The sequence below is a fragment of the Pseudomonas sp. NFACC02 genome (genome assembly GCF_900110765.1).
Lineage (GTDB): Bacteria > Pseudomonadota > Gammaproteobacteria > Pseudomonadales > Pseudomonadaceae > Aquipseudomonas.
Genome location: NZ_FOEO01000001.1, coordinates 265929 through 279320, shown reverse-complemented (window position 1 = coordinate 279320; position 13392 = coordinate 265929). Strand labels below are relative to the sequence as shown.

Annotated in this window: 15 protein-coding genes and 1 riboswitch; of the genes, 7 read left to right on the top strand and 8 right to left on the bottom strand. The window is 60.7% G+C overall.

All coding sequences use genetic code 11. The features are described 5' to 3' along the window. Positions 1-119: 119 nt before the first annotated feature. Positions 120-316: riboswitch (cobalamin riboswitch) on the bottom strand. 120 nt (positions 317-436) lie between these two features. Further along, positions 437-1432 carry an aldo/keto reductase gene (locus BMY73_RS01420; RefSeq protein WP_092404484.1) on the bottom strand — a complete coding sequence of 332 codons (996 nt, stop codon included), beginning with the start codon at positions 1430-1432 and terminating at the stop codon, positions 437-439. A gap of 307 nt (positions 1433-1739) precedes the next feature. Here BMY73_RS01420 and BMY73_RS28235 point away from each other — a divergent pair, with 307 nt between their 5' ends. After that, a complete protein-coding gene (locus BMY73_RS28235; RefSeq protein WP_175500102.1) occupies positions 1740-1904 on the top strand; it encodes a hypothetical protein in 165 nt (54 codons plus the stop codon). Positions 1905-2027: 123 nt separating this feature from the next. On the opposite strand, the gene BMY73_RS01415 is transcribed toward BMY73_RS28235, so the two are convergent. The 3 genes from BMY73_RS01415 to BMY73_RS01405 are packed head-to-tail and all read right to left on the bottom strand — an operon-like array spanning position 2028 to position 4425. Beyond that, on the bottom strand, positions 2028-2630 hold the full coding sequence (locus BMY73_RS01415) for an SAM-dependent methyltransferase (protein ID WP_092404722.1): 603 nt from the start codon (positions 2628-2630) through the stop codon (positions 2028-2030). 8 nt (positions 2631-2638) lie between these two features. Continuing rightward, positions 2639-3400: a PIG-L deacetylase family protein gene (locus tag BMY73_RS01410; protein WP_092404482.1), complete on the bottom strand. Its 762-nt coding sequence runs from the start codon at positions 3398-3400 to the stop codon at positions 2639-2641. After that, the gene (locus BMY73_RS01405) at positions 3397-4425 is read right to left on the bottom strand and encodes an acyl-CoA dehydrogenase family protein (protein WP_092404480.1); all 1029 of its coding nucleotides are present in this window, start codon (positions 4423-4425) and stop codon (positions 3397-3399) included. Before BMY73_RS01405 ends, BMY73_RS01410 begins: the two co-directional genes overlap by 4 nt. 256 nt (positions 4426-4681) lie before the next feature. On the opposite strand from BMY73_RS01405, the gene BMY73_RS01400 reads away from it, so the two are divergent. The 3 genes from BMY73_RS01400 (at position 4682) to BMY73_RS01390 (ending at position 6287) form a co-directional block, all read left to right on the top strand. After that, complete coding sequence (locus BMY73_RS01400) at positions 4682-5059, top strand: DUF2946 family protein (RefSeq protein ID WP_092404478.1); 378 nt, start codon at positions 4682-4684, stop codon at positions 5057-5059. A gap of 134 nt (positions 5060-5193) precedes the next feature. Then, positions 5194-5802: an SCO family protein gene (locus BMY73_RS01395; protein ID WP_062388900.1), complete on the top strand. Its 609-nt coding sequence runs from the start codon at positions 5194-5196 to the stop codon at positions 5800-5802. Continuing rightward, positions 5802-6287, top strand: a complete 486-nt coding sequence (locus tag BMY73_RS01390) for a copper chaperone PCu(A)C (protein ID WP_092404476.1) — start codon at positions 5802-5804, stop codon at positions 6285-6287. Before BMY73_RS01395 ends, BMY73_RS01390 begins: the two co-directional genes overlap by 1 nt. Positions 6288-6597: 310 nt before the next feature. On the opposite strand, the gene BMY73_RS01385 is transcribed toward BMY73_RS01390, so the two are convergent. From BMY73_RS01385 to BMY73_RS01370, 4 genes are all read right to left on the bottom strand, one after another. After that, positions 6598-7872 (bottom strand): Nramp family divalent metal transporter, encoded by a 1275-nt coding sequence (locus tag BMY73_RS01385; RefSeq protein WP_218190140.1) that lies wholly within the window; start codon positions 7870-7872, stop codon positions 6598-6600. A 127-nt stretch (positions 7873-7999) separates the two neighbouring features. Next, positions 8000-8665 (bottom strand): glycosyltransferase family 2 protein, encoded by a 666-nt coding sequence (locus BMY73_RS01380; protein ID WP_092404472.1) that lies wholly within the window; start codon positions 8663-8665, stop codon positions 8000-8002. A 315-nt stretch (positions 8666-8980) separates the two neighbouring features. After that, positions 8981-9544 carry a type 1 glutamine amidotransferase domain-containing protein gene (locus tag BMY73_RS01375; protein ID WP_062388888.1) on the bottom strand — a complete coding sequence of 188 codons (564 nt, stop codon included), beginning with the start codon at positions 9542-9544 and terminating at the stop codon, positions 8981-8983. A gap of 142 nt (positions 9545-9686) precedes the next feature. Then, the gene (locus BMY73_RS01370; protein ID WP_092404470.1) at positions 9687-10022 is read right to left on the bottom strand and encodes a hypothetical protein; all 336 of its coding nucleotides are present in this window, start codon (positions 10020-10022) and stop codon (positions 9687-9689) included. Between the two features lie 624 nt (positions 10023-10646). Between BMY73_RS01370 and BMY73_RS01365 the strand changes: the two genes are divergently transcribed. The 3 genes from BMY73_RS01365 to BMY73_RS01355 all read left to right on the top strand — a co-directional run bounded on the left by BMY73_RS01365 (position 10647) and on the right by BMY73_RS01355 (position 13259). Beyond that, a complete protein-coding gene (locus tag BMY73_RS01365) occupies positions 10647-11729 on the top strand; it encodes a glycoside hydrolase family 3 N-terminal domain-containing protein (protein ID WP_092404720.1) in 1083 nt (360 codons plus the stop codon). 249 nt (positions 11730-11978) lie between these two features. Beyond that, positions 11979-12743: a trans-aconitate 2-methyltransferase gene (gene tam / locus BMY73_RS01360; protein WP_092404468.1), complete on the top strand. Its 765-nt coding sequence runs from the start codon at positions 11979-11981 to the stop codon at positions 12741-12743. A gap of 12 nt (positions 12744-12755) precedes the next feature. Next, complete coding sequence (locus BMY73_RS01355; RefSeq protein ID WP_092404466.1) at positions 12756-13259, top strand: cupin domain-containing protein; 504 nt, start codon at positions 12756-12758, stop codon at positions 13257-13259. The last annotated feature ends 133 nt before the right edge of the window (positions 13260-13392 follow it).

Genomic DNA, 13392 nt, shown 5'->3' with positions numbered 1-13392 from the left:
ACCTGATGGCTGAAAGCAGGCACTGGAAAGCACATCCCGCTCGCCGCTGCCGAGGCAGGGCAAGTGCCGATCACGCCGGAAAGGCGCGCACGGGTGTCCTTCCCGGACACCCCGCCGGTGAGTGATTAACGCTGGCCGGCAGGTCTCCTGACTGGCGCGTCCTCGCCTGGCTTCAGCCTTCCCGGGGGGACCCAGTGGCATTTTGAAGCAGGGCTCAGCGCCTACAGTTGCGGGGACAGTTCCGTTTGAGCCTGGCAAGGCAGGCCCGTGGATTCCCTATTAATTCCGAGTGGAAACCGGCGGCGGGGATACTAAACGATTCAGTCGCCTGAGGGGAATCACCTGTCAGTGAGATGTTCGACAGGGCGGGCATGCGCGCCGGACATGCCTGCGATCTGCCGATCATCGCTATCCTTCGGGCTCCCGTCCGGCAGCATCAGGGTTTGACCGGGACCGGCGCGTGTTGGGCAATGAGTCCTTGATCCCGCATCGCTTGCCAGAAACCATCCGGTACCTGGGCGTGAAGTGCCGTGACGTCTTCGATGATGCGTGAAGGGCGGCTGGCCCCCGGAATCACGGCAGCGACCAAAGGGTTGGCCAGCACGAATTGCAGCGCCGCCGATTTGATATCGACCTGATACTGACGGGCGATCTCTTGAATGTGCGCCACTTTGTCGAGCATCGCCTGCGGCGCGTCCTGGTATTCGAAATGCTTGCCGCCCACCAGCACGCCGGAGCTGTAAGGACCGCCGATGACGAATTCGGCGTTATGCTCACGGGCTTTTGCGAAGAGACGCTGCAGTGGCTGATCGTGGTCCAGCAACGAATACCGGCCGGCCAGCAGGAACCCGTCAGGTTGCGCCTCGGAAAGGTCCAGCGTCAGTTCGCAGGGTTCGACACGGTTGACGCCCAGCCCCCAGGCCTTGATCACGCCTTCCTCGCGCAAGCGCGTCAAGGTGCGAAAAGCGCCCTTGCGGGCGACGTTGAAGTGCTCGATCCACTCGTCCCCGTGGGCATCCTGCGCCACGTCGTGCACGAACACGACGTCCAGTCGATCGGTCTTCAGCCGCTCGAGACTGGCAGCGATGGAGCGCAGGGTGGCATCGGCCGAATAGTCGGTGACAATCCTGTTTTTCAGCCCATGGCTGAACGGGCCGCTTTGGGGTTCCGAATTCAACTCGTCGGAGATCAGCCGGCCAATCTTCGTGCTGAGGGTGTACTGCTCGCGCGGCACGTGGGCCAGTGCCCTTCCCAGGCGCTGTTCGGACAAGCCAGCCCCGTAGAGCGGCGCGGTGTCGAAATAGCGAATGCCCTGATCCCAGGCGGTTTGCACGGTCGCCGCAGCCTCTTCTTCGCTGATCTCACGAAACATGTTGCCCAATGGGGCGGCGCCGAAACCAAGGCGGCCGATGATCTTGTCGTGCAGACTCATTGAGGTGTCCTGTCTGGCGTCATGGAGATCCGGGTGTACGCTCTGCAATGAGCTTCCGGTGTTGATTACTGATCGTTGATTGAAGCAGGAGTTCTGGTTGATGGAGGCTGATGCCGCGCATTCCATCAGGACCGGCCTGCCGCCTCGGGTCTCCCGTGCAACTTTTCCGCAATGATCTGCAGCGTTGTGTGACTATCTATCTGAGCCAAACCCAAGGCGCGGCACACCCACTGGACTGTCAGCGGAAGCTAATCTGAACCTGTTGACCGGGTCTTGCCTGACCCCCACTGAATGTAAGGATCCTGCCATGCACACCCCTTTACCGAGCGACCTGGACACCGCGCATCAGCCCGACATTCACCCGGAGGAAGAGGACGTGGAGGTGGACGTTGATAACGATCCGGGCAATGAAGACCCCGGGTCGCAGTTTGACCGCGATGCCACGGTGCCTCTGATCGATCCGGACGCGTGACCTGGAAAAACGGCGATAGCGCAGAACTGGAAACAAAAGAGCGAGCGCTTTGGCCCTCGCTCGGTTCTCTGATCAACAGCTCATCAGGGCCAACGGCCTGGTGGCACCGTGGCCTCGTCGTCGTTACGTCCGAACCTGCTCCGATAGATCGATGCCTGCCGTTTGCCGGCTCCACATCTCCAGCAGGAAATCCGTTTCTTCATGCCGCAGCGTGCGTGTCAGCGGCAGGTGCCGGCTGATGAGTGCGTGAGCGTCAGCGCCGTGCATGGGACAGCCGTCGATCGGATGCAGCCAGTGGCACGCCAAGACTGCGCCATCCGGGGTGAGCGAGTTGGCAAGGCGTTCGATCACTGCCACGAACAATTCAGGTTCCAGGTAGTACGCCCACTCGCTGATCACGATCAGGTCAAACTGGCCTTTGGGCCAATCGTGCGGCAGGCACCCCTCGACGACCTGCGCCTGGGGAAACGGCGCGAGTCTCGTTCGCGCCAGTTCAACCGCCCGACTGCTCATGTCCATACACAGCAACTGATCGCAGCGTTCTGCAAGTCGCAGGCTTAACTCCCCATTCGCGCACCCCGGCTCGAACCCGCGTGCATAGCGTTGGCGGGGCAGGGCAGCCAAGGTGACGTCGCGTTTACGCTGTTCGTACCAGCGGGTGCGAAAGGCCCACGGGTCATCGTTATCGGCGAACAGTTCGTCGAAATAGTCGGCCGGTACACTCACAGAAGTACTCACAGAAACACCAATTCGAAAGGTTGAAGCAATCGCTCCAGGGTGACCGTGTCAAGGACTGGGGCGGCGCCCGTGCTGACGTCGTCGTGTAACTGGCTGGCATGAGCGTTGATTGCCCGGCGCTTGCGCTGCAGTTGCGCGTCGCTGAGCATGAACTTTCGCGCTTGCTGCCAGGGAATACGCGGGTCGTTGGGTTCGGCCCAGTGCCAGGCCCAGACGGGGATTTCCAGCAACGTAGCCCCCGTGTTCGCGACAGCCTGAGCGGCACAATGCCCGACCGTCTCATGATCGCAGTGGCCATCGTGACGCCAGGTGGTCACGAGCACATCGGTTGGCCGCAGATCTTCGGTCAGCAGCGCGATCAAGGCGTCTGCGCGGTCGGCGACCTGGCCGTCGCTCATGCCCAACCGCTGCCAGGCCAGTCGCGGCAGGTCGAAGCCCAAGGCGGTGACGGCACGCTCGCTTTCCTTGCGCCGTTCGACGCGCAAGCGTGAGCGAGGCCACTGCGTGGACCCCGGGTGACTGCCTTCGCCGTCGGTCACTGAAATCAGCTGTACGTCTTCCTGCCGGTTGGCCATGGCCGCCAGCAGCCCGCCGCAGGCGAGCACCTCGTCGTCGGGATGAGGTGCCAGCACAACCAGCCGCGCACCCGGTGGGACCAACGCGTCGAGTTCAACGGGGCGAACGCCGCTCAACGCCACGCTGTCGCGCCATTCGCTCAACGGTGTACCGGTGACCCCAAAAGGGGCTGTCTGATTCATAACGACCAATCCTCGGTTGTGCGGTGGCTCAACAGTTGACCCAATTGCGCGAGATCCCGTTCAGCATGGCTTTGCCGGATGAACACCGGCAGGTCCACGGCCAGCCGGGCAAAGTGCGGGTCGCGGCAGAACGGCGTCGCGCCCAGTGCGCGGCCGACATGGCGGCATACTTGCTCCACTGCCATTTCGACGTGGGCGCGAACGCGTTGTACGGGCAGCCGGGCATCGTCATGGGGGTGAGCATCGATCCAGGCTGCGCATTCCCTGAGAGCGGCGGAGGCGCCCAGCAGGGCGGCGTCCACCGATCCCAGGTGCGCGTCGGCATGCGGATCAGCGCGACCCTGTTGACGTTGTCGGTGGAGTGAACGAGCCAGTGCGACGGCGGCGCCATACCAGGACGCTGCGATACCCGCACCGCCTTGCCAGAACCCTGGACGCTCCAGGTACGCGCCGGGTTCTCCCACGCAGTAACCTGTCGCTCGTTCGAAATGGACGTCGACACTGGCCGTGCTGCCCATGCCCACTGCCTGCCAGTGTTGCGCATCGACACGGATGCCAGGTCCATTGAGGCGCACAGCGATCAATTGCGGTTGATCCTGTTCCGTCCAGGCGGTGATCAGCGCATAGTCGATCTGTTGTGCGCCGGAACACCAGGCCTTGGTGCCATCCAGGCGGACTTGATCGCCCTGTCGGTCACGGATGATGACCCTCGCGGTCGGCGGCTCAGCGGCCCAGACACCCCAGATGCCCGGCTCGGCGAACGGCGCGCAGCCAAGTTCCTGGAGAATGGCCAGCGCATCGGTATGACCCTCATACAGTTTGAGCAGGGCGAGGTCGGTTCCGGCGACGTGAGCCAGTTGTTGCCATCGCACCAATGTTTCACCGCTGCCCGGCAACGGCAAGCGATCCAGGTTGCGTGCGATGCACAGGCGCATCGCTTCGCTGAGCCGTTCGTCGGTCATGGGGACATTAGGCCGGCGGGCAAAAGCTGCCAACGCCGATTCAAGTCCTTCTTCATCGCGCATATCCAAATGTCTCCGCCAGGTTCAACGTCGACGCGACGTGCGTGCGCTGTTCGTGAAAGGCTGTTCATGAAATGAGGCATCTGGCGCCGGGCGGGGTTCAAAAAACTTCGGGACGGCATTTTCACGGGGATGGGCGGGCACACCATCGGGGAATGGCGGAGTTTTCAGACAACGACACCCGCTGCGCGGTTTTGTCGCACCCGGCAGTCCGGCGTCAACGGATGTCGCGGAGCGCAAAGCGGTAGAATGCCGTCCCATGAAATTCGTCCGAACCCATCAATCGCTCATTGCCTGGATGCTGTACGGCATCGTCCTGTTCAGTGGGCTTGTGTGCAGCCTGAGCCACGGGCAGATGCTGCGGGCGTTCAATCAACTGAGCGCGAACGTCCACTGTAGCGAGCATCAGGAACGCTCAGGGCACATGGACATGACGCAGATGGGCGAGCACGCTCAACTGATGAAGCTGTCGATGACCGATTGTGCGTTTGCCGGCGCGGTTGCACTGTCGCTGGTGTTTTTCATCAGCCTGAGCTGGCTGACACGTCTACCGCATCAGCGCGTGCCACGCTCCGATGACCGGCTGCGCAGACCACCTCGACAGGCCTTCCCCGGAATCGCCCCGCAGGCGCCTTGAGCGCAGCGGCATCAAACCGTGATGTTTAGGATCGTCCCTTCTTCGCCGTTCAAGGCAGGGTTCTGCCGTCAGTGAGAAGCGGGACGAGTCAAGGCCGGCGTTGGCGCTGGCTGCTGCCTCAGAGAGTTCGTCACATGAATGATTTACTGACCCGCCGTCAGGTGGTCACGGGTCTGGGCCTGTTGGGCCTCGGACTTCTTGCCGGGTGCGACGGTTCGACCACCGCGCTGGATTTCAAATACGGAAAGGATCTGAGCAACAAGATCATGGGCCGTACCTTCAAGCTCACCGACACCCAGGGTGAGGTCAAGACACTGTCCAGCTATCGCGGACTGATGCCGGTGGTGTTCTTCGGGTTCACCCAGTGCCCATCGGTGTGCCCGACGGCATTGGCGCGCGCGGTTCAGGCTAAAAAGCTGATGGGCGAAGACGGCAAGACCATGCAGGTAATCTTCATCACCGTCGATCCCGAACGCGATACGCCTGAAATACTCGACGCTTACGTCAAGCAGTTTGACCCGAGCTTTGTCGCACTGCGCGGCACGCTGGAGCAAACCCGGGCAGTGGCCAAGGAGTTTGGTGTGTTCTACGAAAAGGTCCCGGTCGGGGACACCTACACCATGTCCCACACGGCAACCAGTTTCGTGTTCGATTCGCGCGGTAACCTGCGCCTTGGCCTGTCGCCCTCGCTGTCCGCCAAACAATGCGCGGAAGATCTGCTCACTGTCATGGAGGTCTGCTGATGACTGCTCTTTTTTCCAACGCTGCCCGGGTTCTGATGGCGTCGCTGCTGGCCGGTTGCAGTCTGTCGGCTCTCGCGCAAACCACCGTGGAAGATGCCTGGGTGCGCACCTCAGTGCCGGGTCAGCCGTCCTCGGGCGCGTTCATGCGCGTGACCGCCGACAGCGACAGCCGGTTGCTCAGCGTCAGCTCGCCTGCCGCCAAGGATGTGCAGATTCATGAAATGAGCATGACCAACGACGTCATGCGAATGGGGCCAGTGGATTCGGTGGCACTGCCTGCCGGCAAGACTGTCTCGCTTGATCCTGACGGGTACCACGTGATGCTCATGGGGCTGGTCAGGCAGATCAAGGAGGGCGATCTGGTTCCGCTGACCCTCACTGTCGAGAACGACAAGGGCGTACGGGAAACGATCAACGTGCAGGCACCGGCGCGCGCCATGATGGAGAAGATGGACATGGGCCACGATCACGGCGCCATGAAATGACGTGAGCTCCAGATGCCGTTGATGTTGCTGACCCACCGCGTTCGCCAGCAAGCCGGCTCCTACAGGGTCTGCGGTCTGGACACCGGTTTACGAGCCAACCCGCGCTCTGTAGGAGCCGTCCGAGGTCACGAGGGTCTGGGCCGCACTCGGACGAATGCGGTGGGGCATTCACCATCGATGTCGCTGACCCACAGCATTCGCCAGCAAGCTGGCTCCCACAGGTCTGCGGTCTGGACACCGGTTTATGAGCCAACCCGGACTTGTAGGAGCCGTCCGAGGTTACGAGGGCCGCGAATGGGTGTCCCAGGTCTCACGCTCGAAACATGCCCACCAGCAGCACCAGATTCAGCCCGATGATCAACAGCGCGATGGCCCACGACAGTGTCGTTAACACCGGGCCGGTCACGAAGGCGCCCATCAACTTGCGGTCCGACACGAAGCGCACCATTGGCACGATGGCGAAGGGCAGTTGCATCGACAGGATGACCTGGCTGAGCACCAGCAGTTTTGCGGTCCCTTCGGCCCCGTAGAGGCTGGTGACCACCACCACGGGGATGATCGCCAGCCCTCGGGTCAGCAGGCGGCGGACCCAGCCGGGGAGTTTGAGGCTGAGAAAGCCTTCCATGACGATCTGACCGGCCAGGGTGGCAGTGACTGTTGAATTAATCCCCGATGCCAGCAGTGCCACCGCGAATAAGGCCGACGCTATCCCCACCCCCAGCATGGGCGAAAGCAGATGATAGGCCTGCTCAATTTCCACCACATCGGTTTTACCCGCCTTGTGAAAGACCGTCGCGGCGGTGATCAGGATCGCGGCATTGACAAACAACGCAATGGTCAGGGCGATGGTGCTGTCGGTCACTGCCCATCGCAAGCCAATCTTGCGGCCTTCATCGGTTCGTGGGTAAGCGCGGGTCTGGACGATGGAGGAGTGCAGGTACAGGTTATGCGGCATGACCGTGGCGCCGATGATGCCGATGGCCAAGTAAAGCGCTGCCGGGTTGGTCACGACCTCAGCCCTGGGGATGAACCCGGCAAACAGTTCGGCCATGTCCGGACGGGCCAGGACCATCTGAATGGCGAAACAACCGAAGATGATCAGCAGCAGCGCGATGACAAAAGCTTCCAGTGCCCTGAACCCTCTGCCCATCAGCAGGAAAATCAGGAAGACGTCGATGGCTGAAATCACCGCGCCCCACACCAGTGGAATACCGAACAGCAGATTCAAGGCGATCGCCGTCCCGATGACTTCTGCCAGGTCGCAGGCAATGATTGCAATTTCGCAGGCGATCCACAACGCGATGCAAACGGGCCGGCTGTACCGTTCGCGGCATGCGCGGGCCAGATCCCACCCGGTCACGATGCCCAGGCGTGCAGACAATGCCTGCAATACGATCGCCATCAGGTTGGAAAGCAGGATGACCGAGAGCAGGAGATAACCGAATTGCGACCCACCCGCAAGGTCCGTCGCCCAGTTGCCCGGATCCATATACCCCACGGCGACCATATAACCCGGCCCGGTAAACGCCAGCAGGCGTTTGAACCAGTTTCCGGTTTTGGGCATGGCGACGCTAGCACTTGGCATCCCGCCGCCCAAGGTGTCGTCCCCTGGATTGGCCCGGTTCTTTATCAGTTGCATCAGTCGCTGTCCCGCTCAGGTGAGGGCCGCCGTGTCGCAGATCGAAGTATCGTTGCGCGCAGTGTGCGGAGGGTTAGCCTAATAACGTTTGAGTCGCCAGTGAATTTAGATAATCGCCAAAGCCTTCTTTGCACCGGCAATGCTTGCGCGCGCTGGTCGTGACACTGTTTCGAGCGGTCCAGACGATCGCCGCCCCTGTGCGCTCCAGATCCTGCACCAGGTGAACATCCTCATGGGCCTTCAGCGCCCTGAACCCTCCGGCACGGCGGTACGCTGCTGACGACACGCCCAGGTTTGCGCCGTGAATGTGTCGATGCCCATCGACGGGACGGTACAGCGCGTCGTAACGCAGGCGAACCTGCTCGGAATGTTCGGACCAGTCACCGACCTGGACAATGCCGCAAACCGCATCCGCACCAAAGGCAACCTGCTCGGAAAGCCATGCATAAGGGACGACGCTGTCGGCGTCGGTAAACGCGAGCCAGCGGGCGCCCCGTTCGAGCATCAGTTGGGCGCCTGCCGCGCGGGTCATGCCGACGTTGCGGTGTTGGCATGCATGCACGGAAACGCCGTGACTGCGGGCAATCAATTCGGAGTCATCGGAACAGTCATCGAGCATGATCAGGATCTCTACCGCCTCGCCCCCGAGGTCTTCGTGACCGGAAGCGGTAATCAATGACTTGATGCAGTCATCCAGAAAATCTTCTTCGTTGTGCGCGGGGACGATGATTCCAATCATGGACAAGTCTCGTGTCGGGGCTTGCGATGATCGCGTGGGCCTTTCTATCTCGACGGGAGTGTGAATCATTGGTTTCAAGTTTTTTCGTTTACGAAGACGAGTTGTCGCCAAGACAGGTAGAGAATCGAAGGCCTCTGAAAAAAAATTGAATTAGTTGCGAGGGGGCTGCTCATACGTCGTGAGTGCGAGAGCTCCCCCGGTGGTCTGTACGTCGCTGTCTTCCACCGGGGTTATCGATTCCCCAAACGCATCGACGCCGCTAAAAAGCGGCGTCGATGCGTTTTTCGTTTAGGCGCTACGAAAAACTGGGCAGGTTCAGGCGGCCTGCAACGATTTGCCGATCGCTTCGTTGAACGCTGGCAGGTCGTCGGGGGTACGCGAAGTGATCAGCGTCCAGCCGTTGGCCGGGCACTCTTTGACTTGCGTGTCGACCCAGTCGGCGGCCTTGGCGTTCAGCAGGTCGGTTCGGACGCTGGGGTAAGAGGTCAGTGTCTTGCCGGCAATCACGCCCGCATCGATCAACAGCCAGGGCCCGTGGCAGATCGCTGCAACGGTTTTGCCCGCCTTGGCGAATTCGCTGACCAGACGTTGCGCGTCGTGGTCCTGGCGCAGGGTGTCGGCGTTGACGGTGCCGCCTGGAATGACCAGGGCGTCGAATTGATCGGCAGACAAGCCGGCCAGCGTGGTGTCTGAAGTGACGCTGGTGTCTTTATCGGTGTCGTGCAGGAAGGTCTGGGCGGTACCGCCCTTGATGGTCGCATGTGTCACCGCCGCGCCCATGTCTTTCAGCGCTTGCAGCGGCTTGAGCAGTTCATCGCGCTCGATGCCGGTGTTGGCGGTGATGATCAAAACCTTCTTGCCGTTCAGTTGGCTGCTCATGATGTGATTCCTCCTAGGTGAGACTGCACCCGCTAAAACGAGTGATACCGGCTCTCTAGAGGGAATCAAAAAAGTGAAGTTCAGTCCGATTGCTTCACTGGTATCACCCTGGATCAGGCATGACCGATGGCGGGTGCTGAAATCACAGGCACTCGCGTGCTGCTTTTTCCAAAGCACTTTGACCGAATGCCGAGGCAAGCGGTGCACGCTGATACAAGAACACGCGCGTGTTGGGGTTGCCTTTGAACACTTCGAGAATATCGTCCTGCGACAATTTGCCAGAGATCAGCAATTTGTAGTGTCCTTTGCCCTCGGACATCGTGGTCCCAGGCTTTAACTTCTGCCATTTGGGGAATACGCACTGGGCGTAGTCTGCGGCGGCCTTGGGCGTTTCCAGGTCGACGGAGGGGTTGTTGGGCGTGGAACCACAGCCCGCAAGGCTAATGGCCAGCAAACTTGTCAGCAGTAGAAGACGCATCTATTTCGTCCTGAAATCATAGAATGAGCTCACTTTAGAAGGCGGCACGCCCCAGCGATATATCAATTCAATATCATTGAAGGTCTGGGAAGAGGCGTTCGCAAGTGTTTGTTTTTTCGAAATTTTATGTGAAGGCGAGGTGTAAGACGTTTTCATTTACATCAGTTGACTTCGAGCCTGTTACGCCTGGGCACGTATGTTGACCAGCTCACGCTTAAATGAAAAGAGCGTTGCCGAAAAAATCTATGATGGCCGTCCTAAAGCGCAAGTGAATATTAGCCGGCGATCGCATGTTTACCCCCAAGAACACCGTCCGGCACTGGAGGACCCAATCGTCGGGCCTGATCTCTCCGATGTGACCTGTCAGCGCGAAGGCCTATGGCTAGGGCGCTGGTTCAAGGACCGGCTCTGATGCTGCCCGAGGAAGATTCCTGGTCATGCGTCTGATTCCTGGAATCGATACACGCATCGTCAAACGTAAGGGTTTTCACTGCTTTGATCCCAGTCACGGCAGAATCGAGCATTGACAGTGCTCGGTTTGCATATAAAGTGAGCTAAAACGAGCAGTGCGGATAGTATTCCCCATTGGGCGCCGCCGTGATCAACCGGGTGAAGGGCAAGTCAATGACAGATGAAATCGAAAGAGCCGCGTATGCGGTGTTGCTGCCAGCCGTTTCCAGCCTGGAGCTGGATGAAACCGTGCGCCGTTACTTGAGTCGGGGTGGGGTCTCGATCCTGCTGGGTGAGACACGCGATGAATACCTGGCGCGCAGCATGAGTTTCGAGCGCCGTCGTTCCGAAACCCAGGCGCACTTTGCGGGCATCGCCAGACAGGCCGCCGCCTGCGCGGGTTCGCCAGTTCTGGTGGCGGTTGATCAGGAACTGGGCGGCATCCAGCGCCTGCACCGTTTGGTGCCTGGGATGCCGTCGGCCGATGCGCTGAGAGACTTGAGTGTCGACGTCATTGAAGCACGCAGCTATGAGATGGCCAGTTCGGCGCGGGTCATGGGTGTGAATCTGTTCCTGGCGCCGATTGTCGACGTGGTCACCGGCATTAATCCGTGGTTGCATGACCGTCATCTGGGGGCAGATCCAGCCGAGGTTTCGCGCATTGCCTGCGCGTTCATTCGCGGCGTACAACGGGCGGGCGTCATCGCAACCGCCAAGCATTTCCCCGGTCATAACCAGACCGAGCACGATCCAGCAGTAGCGCACGCAATCGTGCACGGTGGAATGGAGGCGCTGGAGGATGGCCTGGAGGTGTTTCGCCAGGTAATCGCCGCAGGTGTTCAGGCCGTAATGCCCGGGCCGGCGGTATTTCCGGCGCTGGATCCAGCGCAATCGGCGAGCACCTCGCAGAAAGTCATAGGCCTGTTGCGGGACACGTTGGCCTTCGACGGTCTGATCATCTCCGACGACCTGGATGCGGTGTCGATTCTGCGTGGCCACGGCATCACCGAAACCGCGGTCACCGCGTTGAAAGCGGGGGCGCAGTTGCTGCTGGTATCAAGCGAGTCGGGGCTGGACCGCATTGCCCAGGCGATCATTGGCGCCGTGAAAAGCGGCGAGCTGGATCGACAGCAACTGTTGGGTGCAGCGGACAAGGTCCGTCAACTGGCGCACAAGTCACGAGCGCAGGTCGACGCAGGACTGTATGTGTCATATCCGATCTCCGCAGGTCATCTGACCCGTCGCGTGACGCTGTAAGCACCGGGCAGCAAGGCACCACGTTGCAGTAGGCAGGAGGCGGGTTGCGCTGCACAATGCACCCACGCCCAAAGACCTCATCTGCCAAGAGTCTGCTGCCCATGTTCACGCCTTTGACCTACGGACGGGCGTCAGGGTGCTGAGGGTGCAGGGCGTCGATGCCGTCCACGCACCGCTCTTCATTTGTGCTCCGCCAACGCAGGCTTTAACCTTCCCGGCATGCCTTTCACCACAAAAAGGAAACGCCTGATGAGTTGGTCAGCGAAGCAGTATTCGATGTTCGAGCAGCAGCGCACGCGTCCCGTCCGCGATCTGGTGGCTGCAATTCCGACCCGCGACGTCAAGACCGCGATCGATCTGGGCTGCGGACCCGGCAACTCCACCGAGGTGCTGGCCGAGCGTTTCACCGATGCGCGAATGACCGGCCTGGACAGCTCCGAAGACATGCTCAGCGACGCCCGTCAGCGTCTGCCAGCCCTGACGTTCGAACTGGCCGACATCGGTCGCTGGAACCCGCCGCAGACATACGATGTCATTCTGGCCAATGCATCCTTGCAGTGGGTGCCTGATCACGCGCACCTGTACCCGCGGCTGGTCAACCGGTTGAATCCGGGTGGCAGTCTGGCCGTGCAAACCCCCGACAACCTTGAGGAACCTGCACACCGACTGGCGCGCGACATTGCCGCCAACGGCCCGTGGGCGGACAAGATTGCCTCGGTCAGACACCCTGACCGGCATCCAGCGGCCTATTATTTCGAGCTATTGCAACCGCACTGCGCTGAGGTCGATGTCTGGCGCACGACCTATCATCACCCGCTGGCGGGCGGCCATGCCGCCGTGGTCGAGTGGTTCAAGGGCTCGGCGCTGCGCCCCTACCTGCAAAAGCTGGATGAAAACGAGCAACAGGCCTTTCTCGACACGTACCTGGAAGCGATCAGTCAGGCCTATCCAGCGCTGGGCGACGGCACCGTGCTGTTGCCATTCCCGCGTTTGTTCATCGTCGCTGTGCGCTGAGCGGGGCCTGCCATGACCGATGCCGAAAGCACGCTGGCCACGCGCCTGATTCGCAACTTCAATGAAGTGCCCTTGCAGGACGAACAACGCTTGCCGCGCTATCAGAGTCAGGCTGCGCGTCTAGCAGCGGGTACGGCGGCGCAGAAGCTGGGTGCGTCGGTGGATATCGTCCCTGCGGGCAAACGTTCGTGCCCTTACCACTTCCATTACGCACAGGAGGAGATGTTCGTGGTCGTCGAAGGGCAGGGCACGCTACGGGTCGCCGGGCAGATGCTGCCGATCAAAAGCGGCGACGTGATCTTCATTCCTCCGGGGCCGGAATACCCGCATCAGATCATCAATACCTCCAACGCGCCGCTCAAGTACCTCTCCATCAGCACGCGGGAAACGCCCGAGGTTTGCGAATACCCCGACTCCGGTAAATATCAGGCGATGGTGACGATCAACGGGGCGCGAGCGTTCACGGCGATACATCGGCCAGACACCCGTCTGGATTATTGGGAAGGGGAGCCCTGATCTCCCACGGGGACAGCCTGACGGTCGTGCCAGCGCGCCTGGTTATAACGATAGATCGTTTCGGTCTACTGTCTTTATAAGAAAGGTCGTTATCCTGCGCGCCAGTTTTTTCCCGCATTTGCGCATTCGTTAG

What these genes read in the sequence shown, in the direction of transcription:
- BMY73_RS01420 (WP_092404484.1), bottom strand. Translation starts at nt 1,432, where the DNA reads ATGAGTCTGCACGACAAGATCATCGGCCGCCTTGGTTTCGGCGCCGCC.
- BMY73_RS28235 (WP_175500102.1), top strand. Translation starts at nt 1,740, where the DNA reads ATGCACACCCCTTTACCGAGCGACCTGGACACCGCGCATCAGCCCGAC.
- BMY73_RS01410 (WP_092404482.1), bottom strand. Translation starts at nt 3,400, where the DNA reads ATGAATCAGACAGCCCCTTTTGGGGTCACCGGTACACCGTTGAGCGAA.
- BMY73_RS01405 (WP_092404480.1), bottom strand. Translation starts at nt 4,425, where the DNA reads ATGCGCGATGAAGAAGGACTTGAATCGGCGTTGGCAGCTTTTGCCCGC.
- BMY73_RS01400 (WP_092404478.1), top strand. Translation starts at nt 4,682, where the DNA reads ATGAAATTCGTCCGAACCCATCAATCGCTCATTGCCTGGATGCTGTAC.
- BMY73_RS01395 (WP_062388900.1), top strand. Translation starts at nt 5,194, where the DNA reads ATGAATGATTTACTGACCCGCCGTCAGGTGGTCACGGGTCTGGGCCTG.
- BMY73_RS01390 (WP_092404476.1), top strand. Translation starts at nt 5,802, where the DNA reads ATGACTGCTCTTTTTTCCAACGCTGCCCGGGTTCTGATGGCGTCGCTG.
- BMY73_RS01385 (WP_218190140.1), bottom strand. Translation starts at nt 7,872, where the DNA reads ATGCCAAGTGCTAGCGTCGCCATGCCCAAAACCGGAAACTGGTTCAAA.
- BMY73_RS01380 (WP_092404472.1), bottom strand. Translation starts at nt 8,665, where the DNA reads ATGATTGGAATCATCGTCCCCGCGCACAACGAAGAAGATTTTCTGGAT.
- BMY73_RS01375 (WP_062388888.1), bottom strand. Translation starts at nt 9,544, where the DNA reads ATGAGCAGCCAACTGAACGGCAAGAAGGTTTTGATCATCACCGCCAAC.
- BMY73_RS01370 (WP_092404470.1), bottom strand. Translation starts at nt 10,022, where the DNA reads ATGCGTCTTCTACTGCTGACAAGTTTGCTGGCCATTAGCCTTGCGGGC.
- BMY73_RS01365 (WP_092404720.1), top strand. Translation starts at nt 10,647, where the DNA reads ATGACAGATGAAATCGAAAGAGCCGCGTATGCGGTGTTGCTGCCAGCC.
- tam (WP_092404468.1), top strand. Translation starts at nt 11,979, where the DNA reads ATGAGTTGGTCAGCGAAGCAGTATTCGATGTTCGAGCAGCAGCGCACG.
- BMY73_RS01355 (WP_092404466.1), top strand. Translation starts at nt 12,756, where the DNA reads ATGACCGATGCCGAAAGCACGCTGGCCACGCGCCTGATTCGCAACTTC.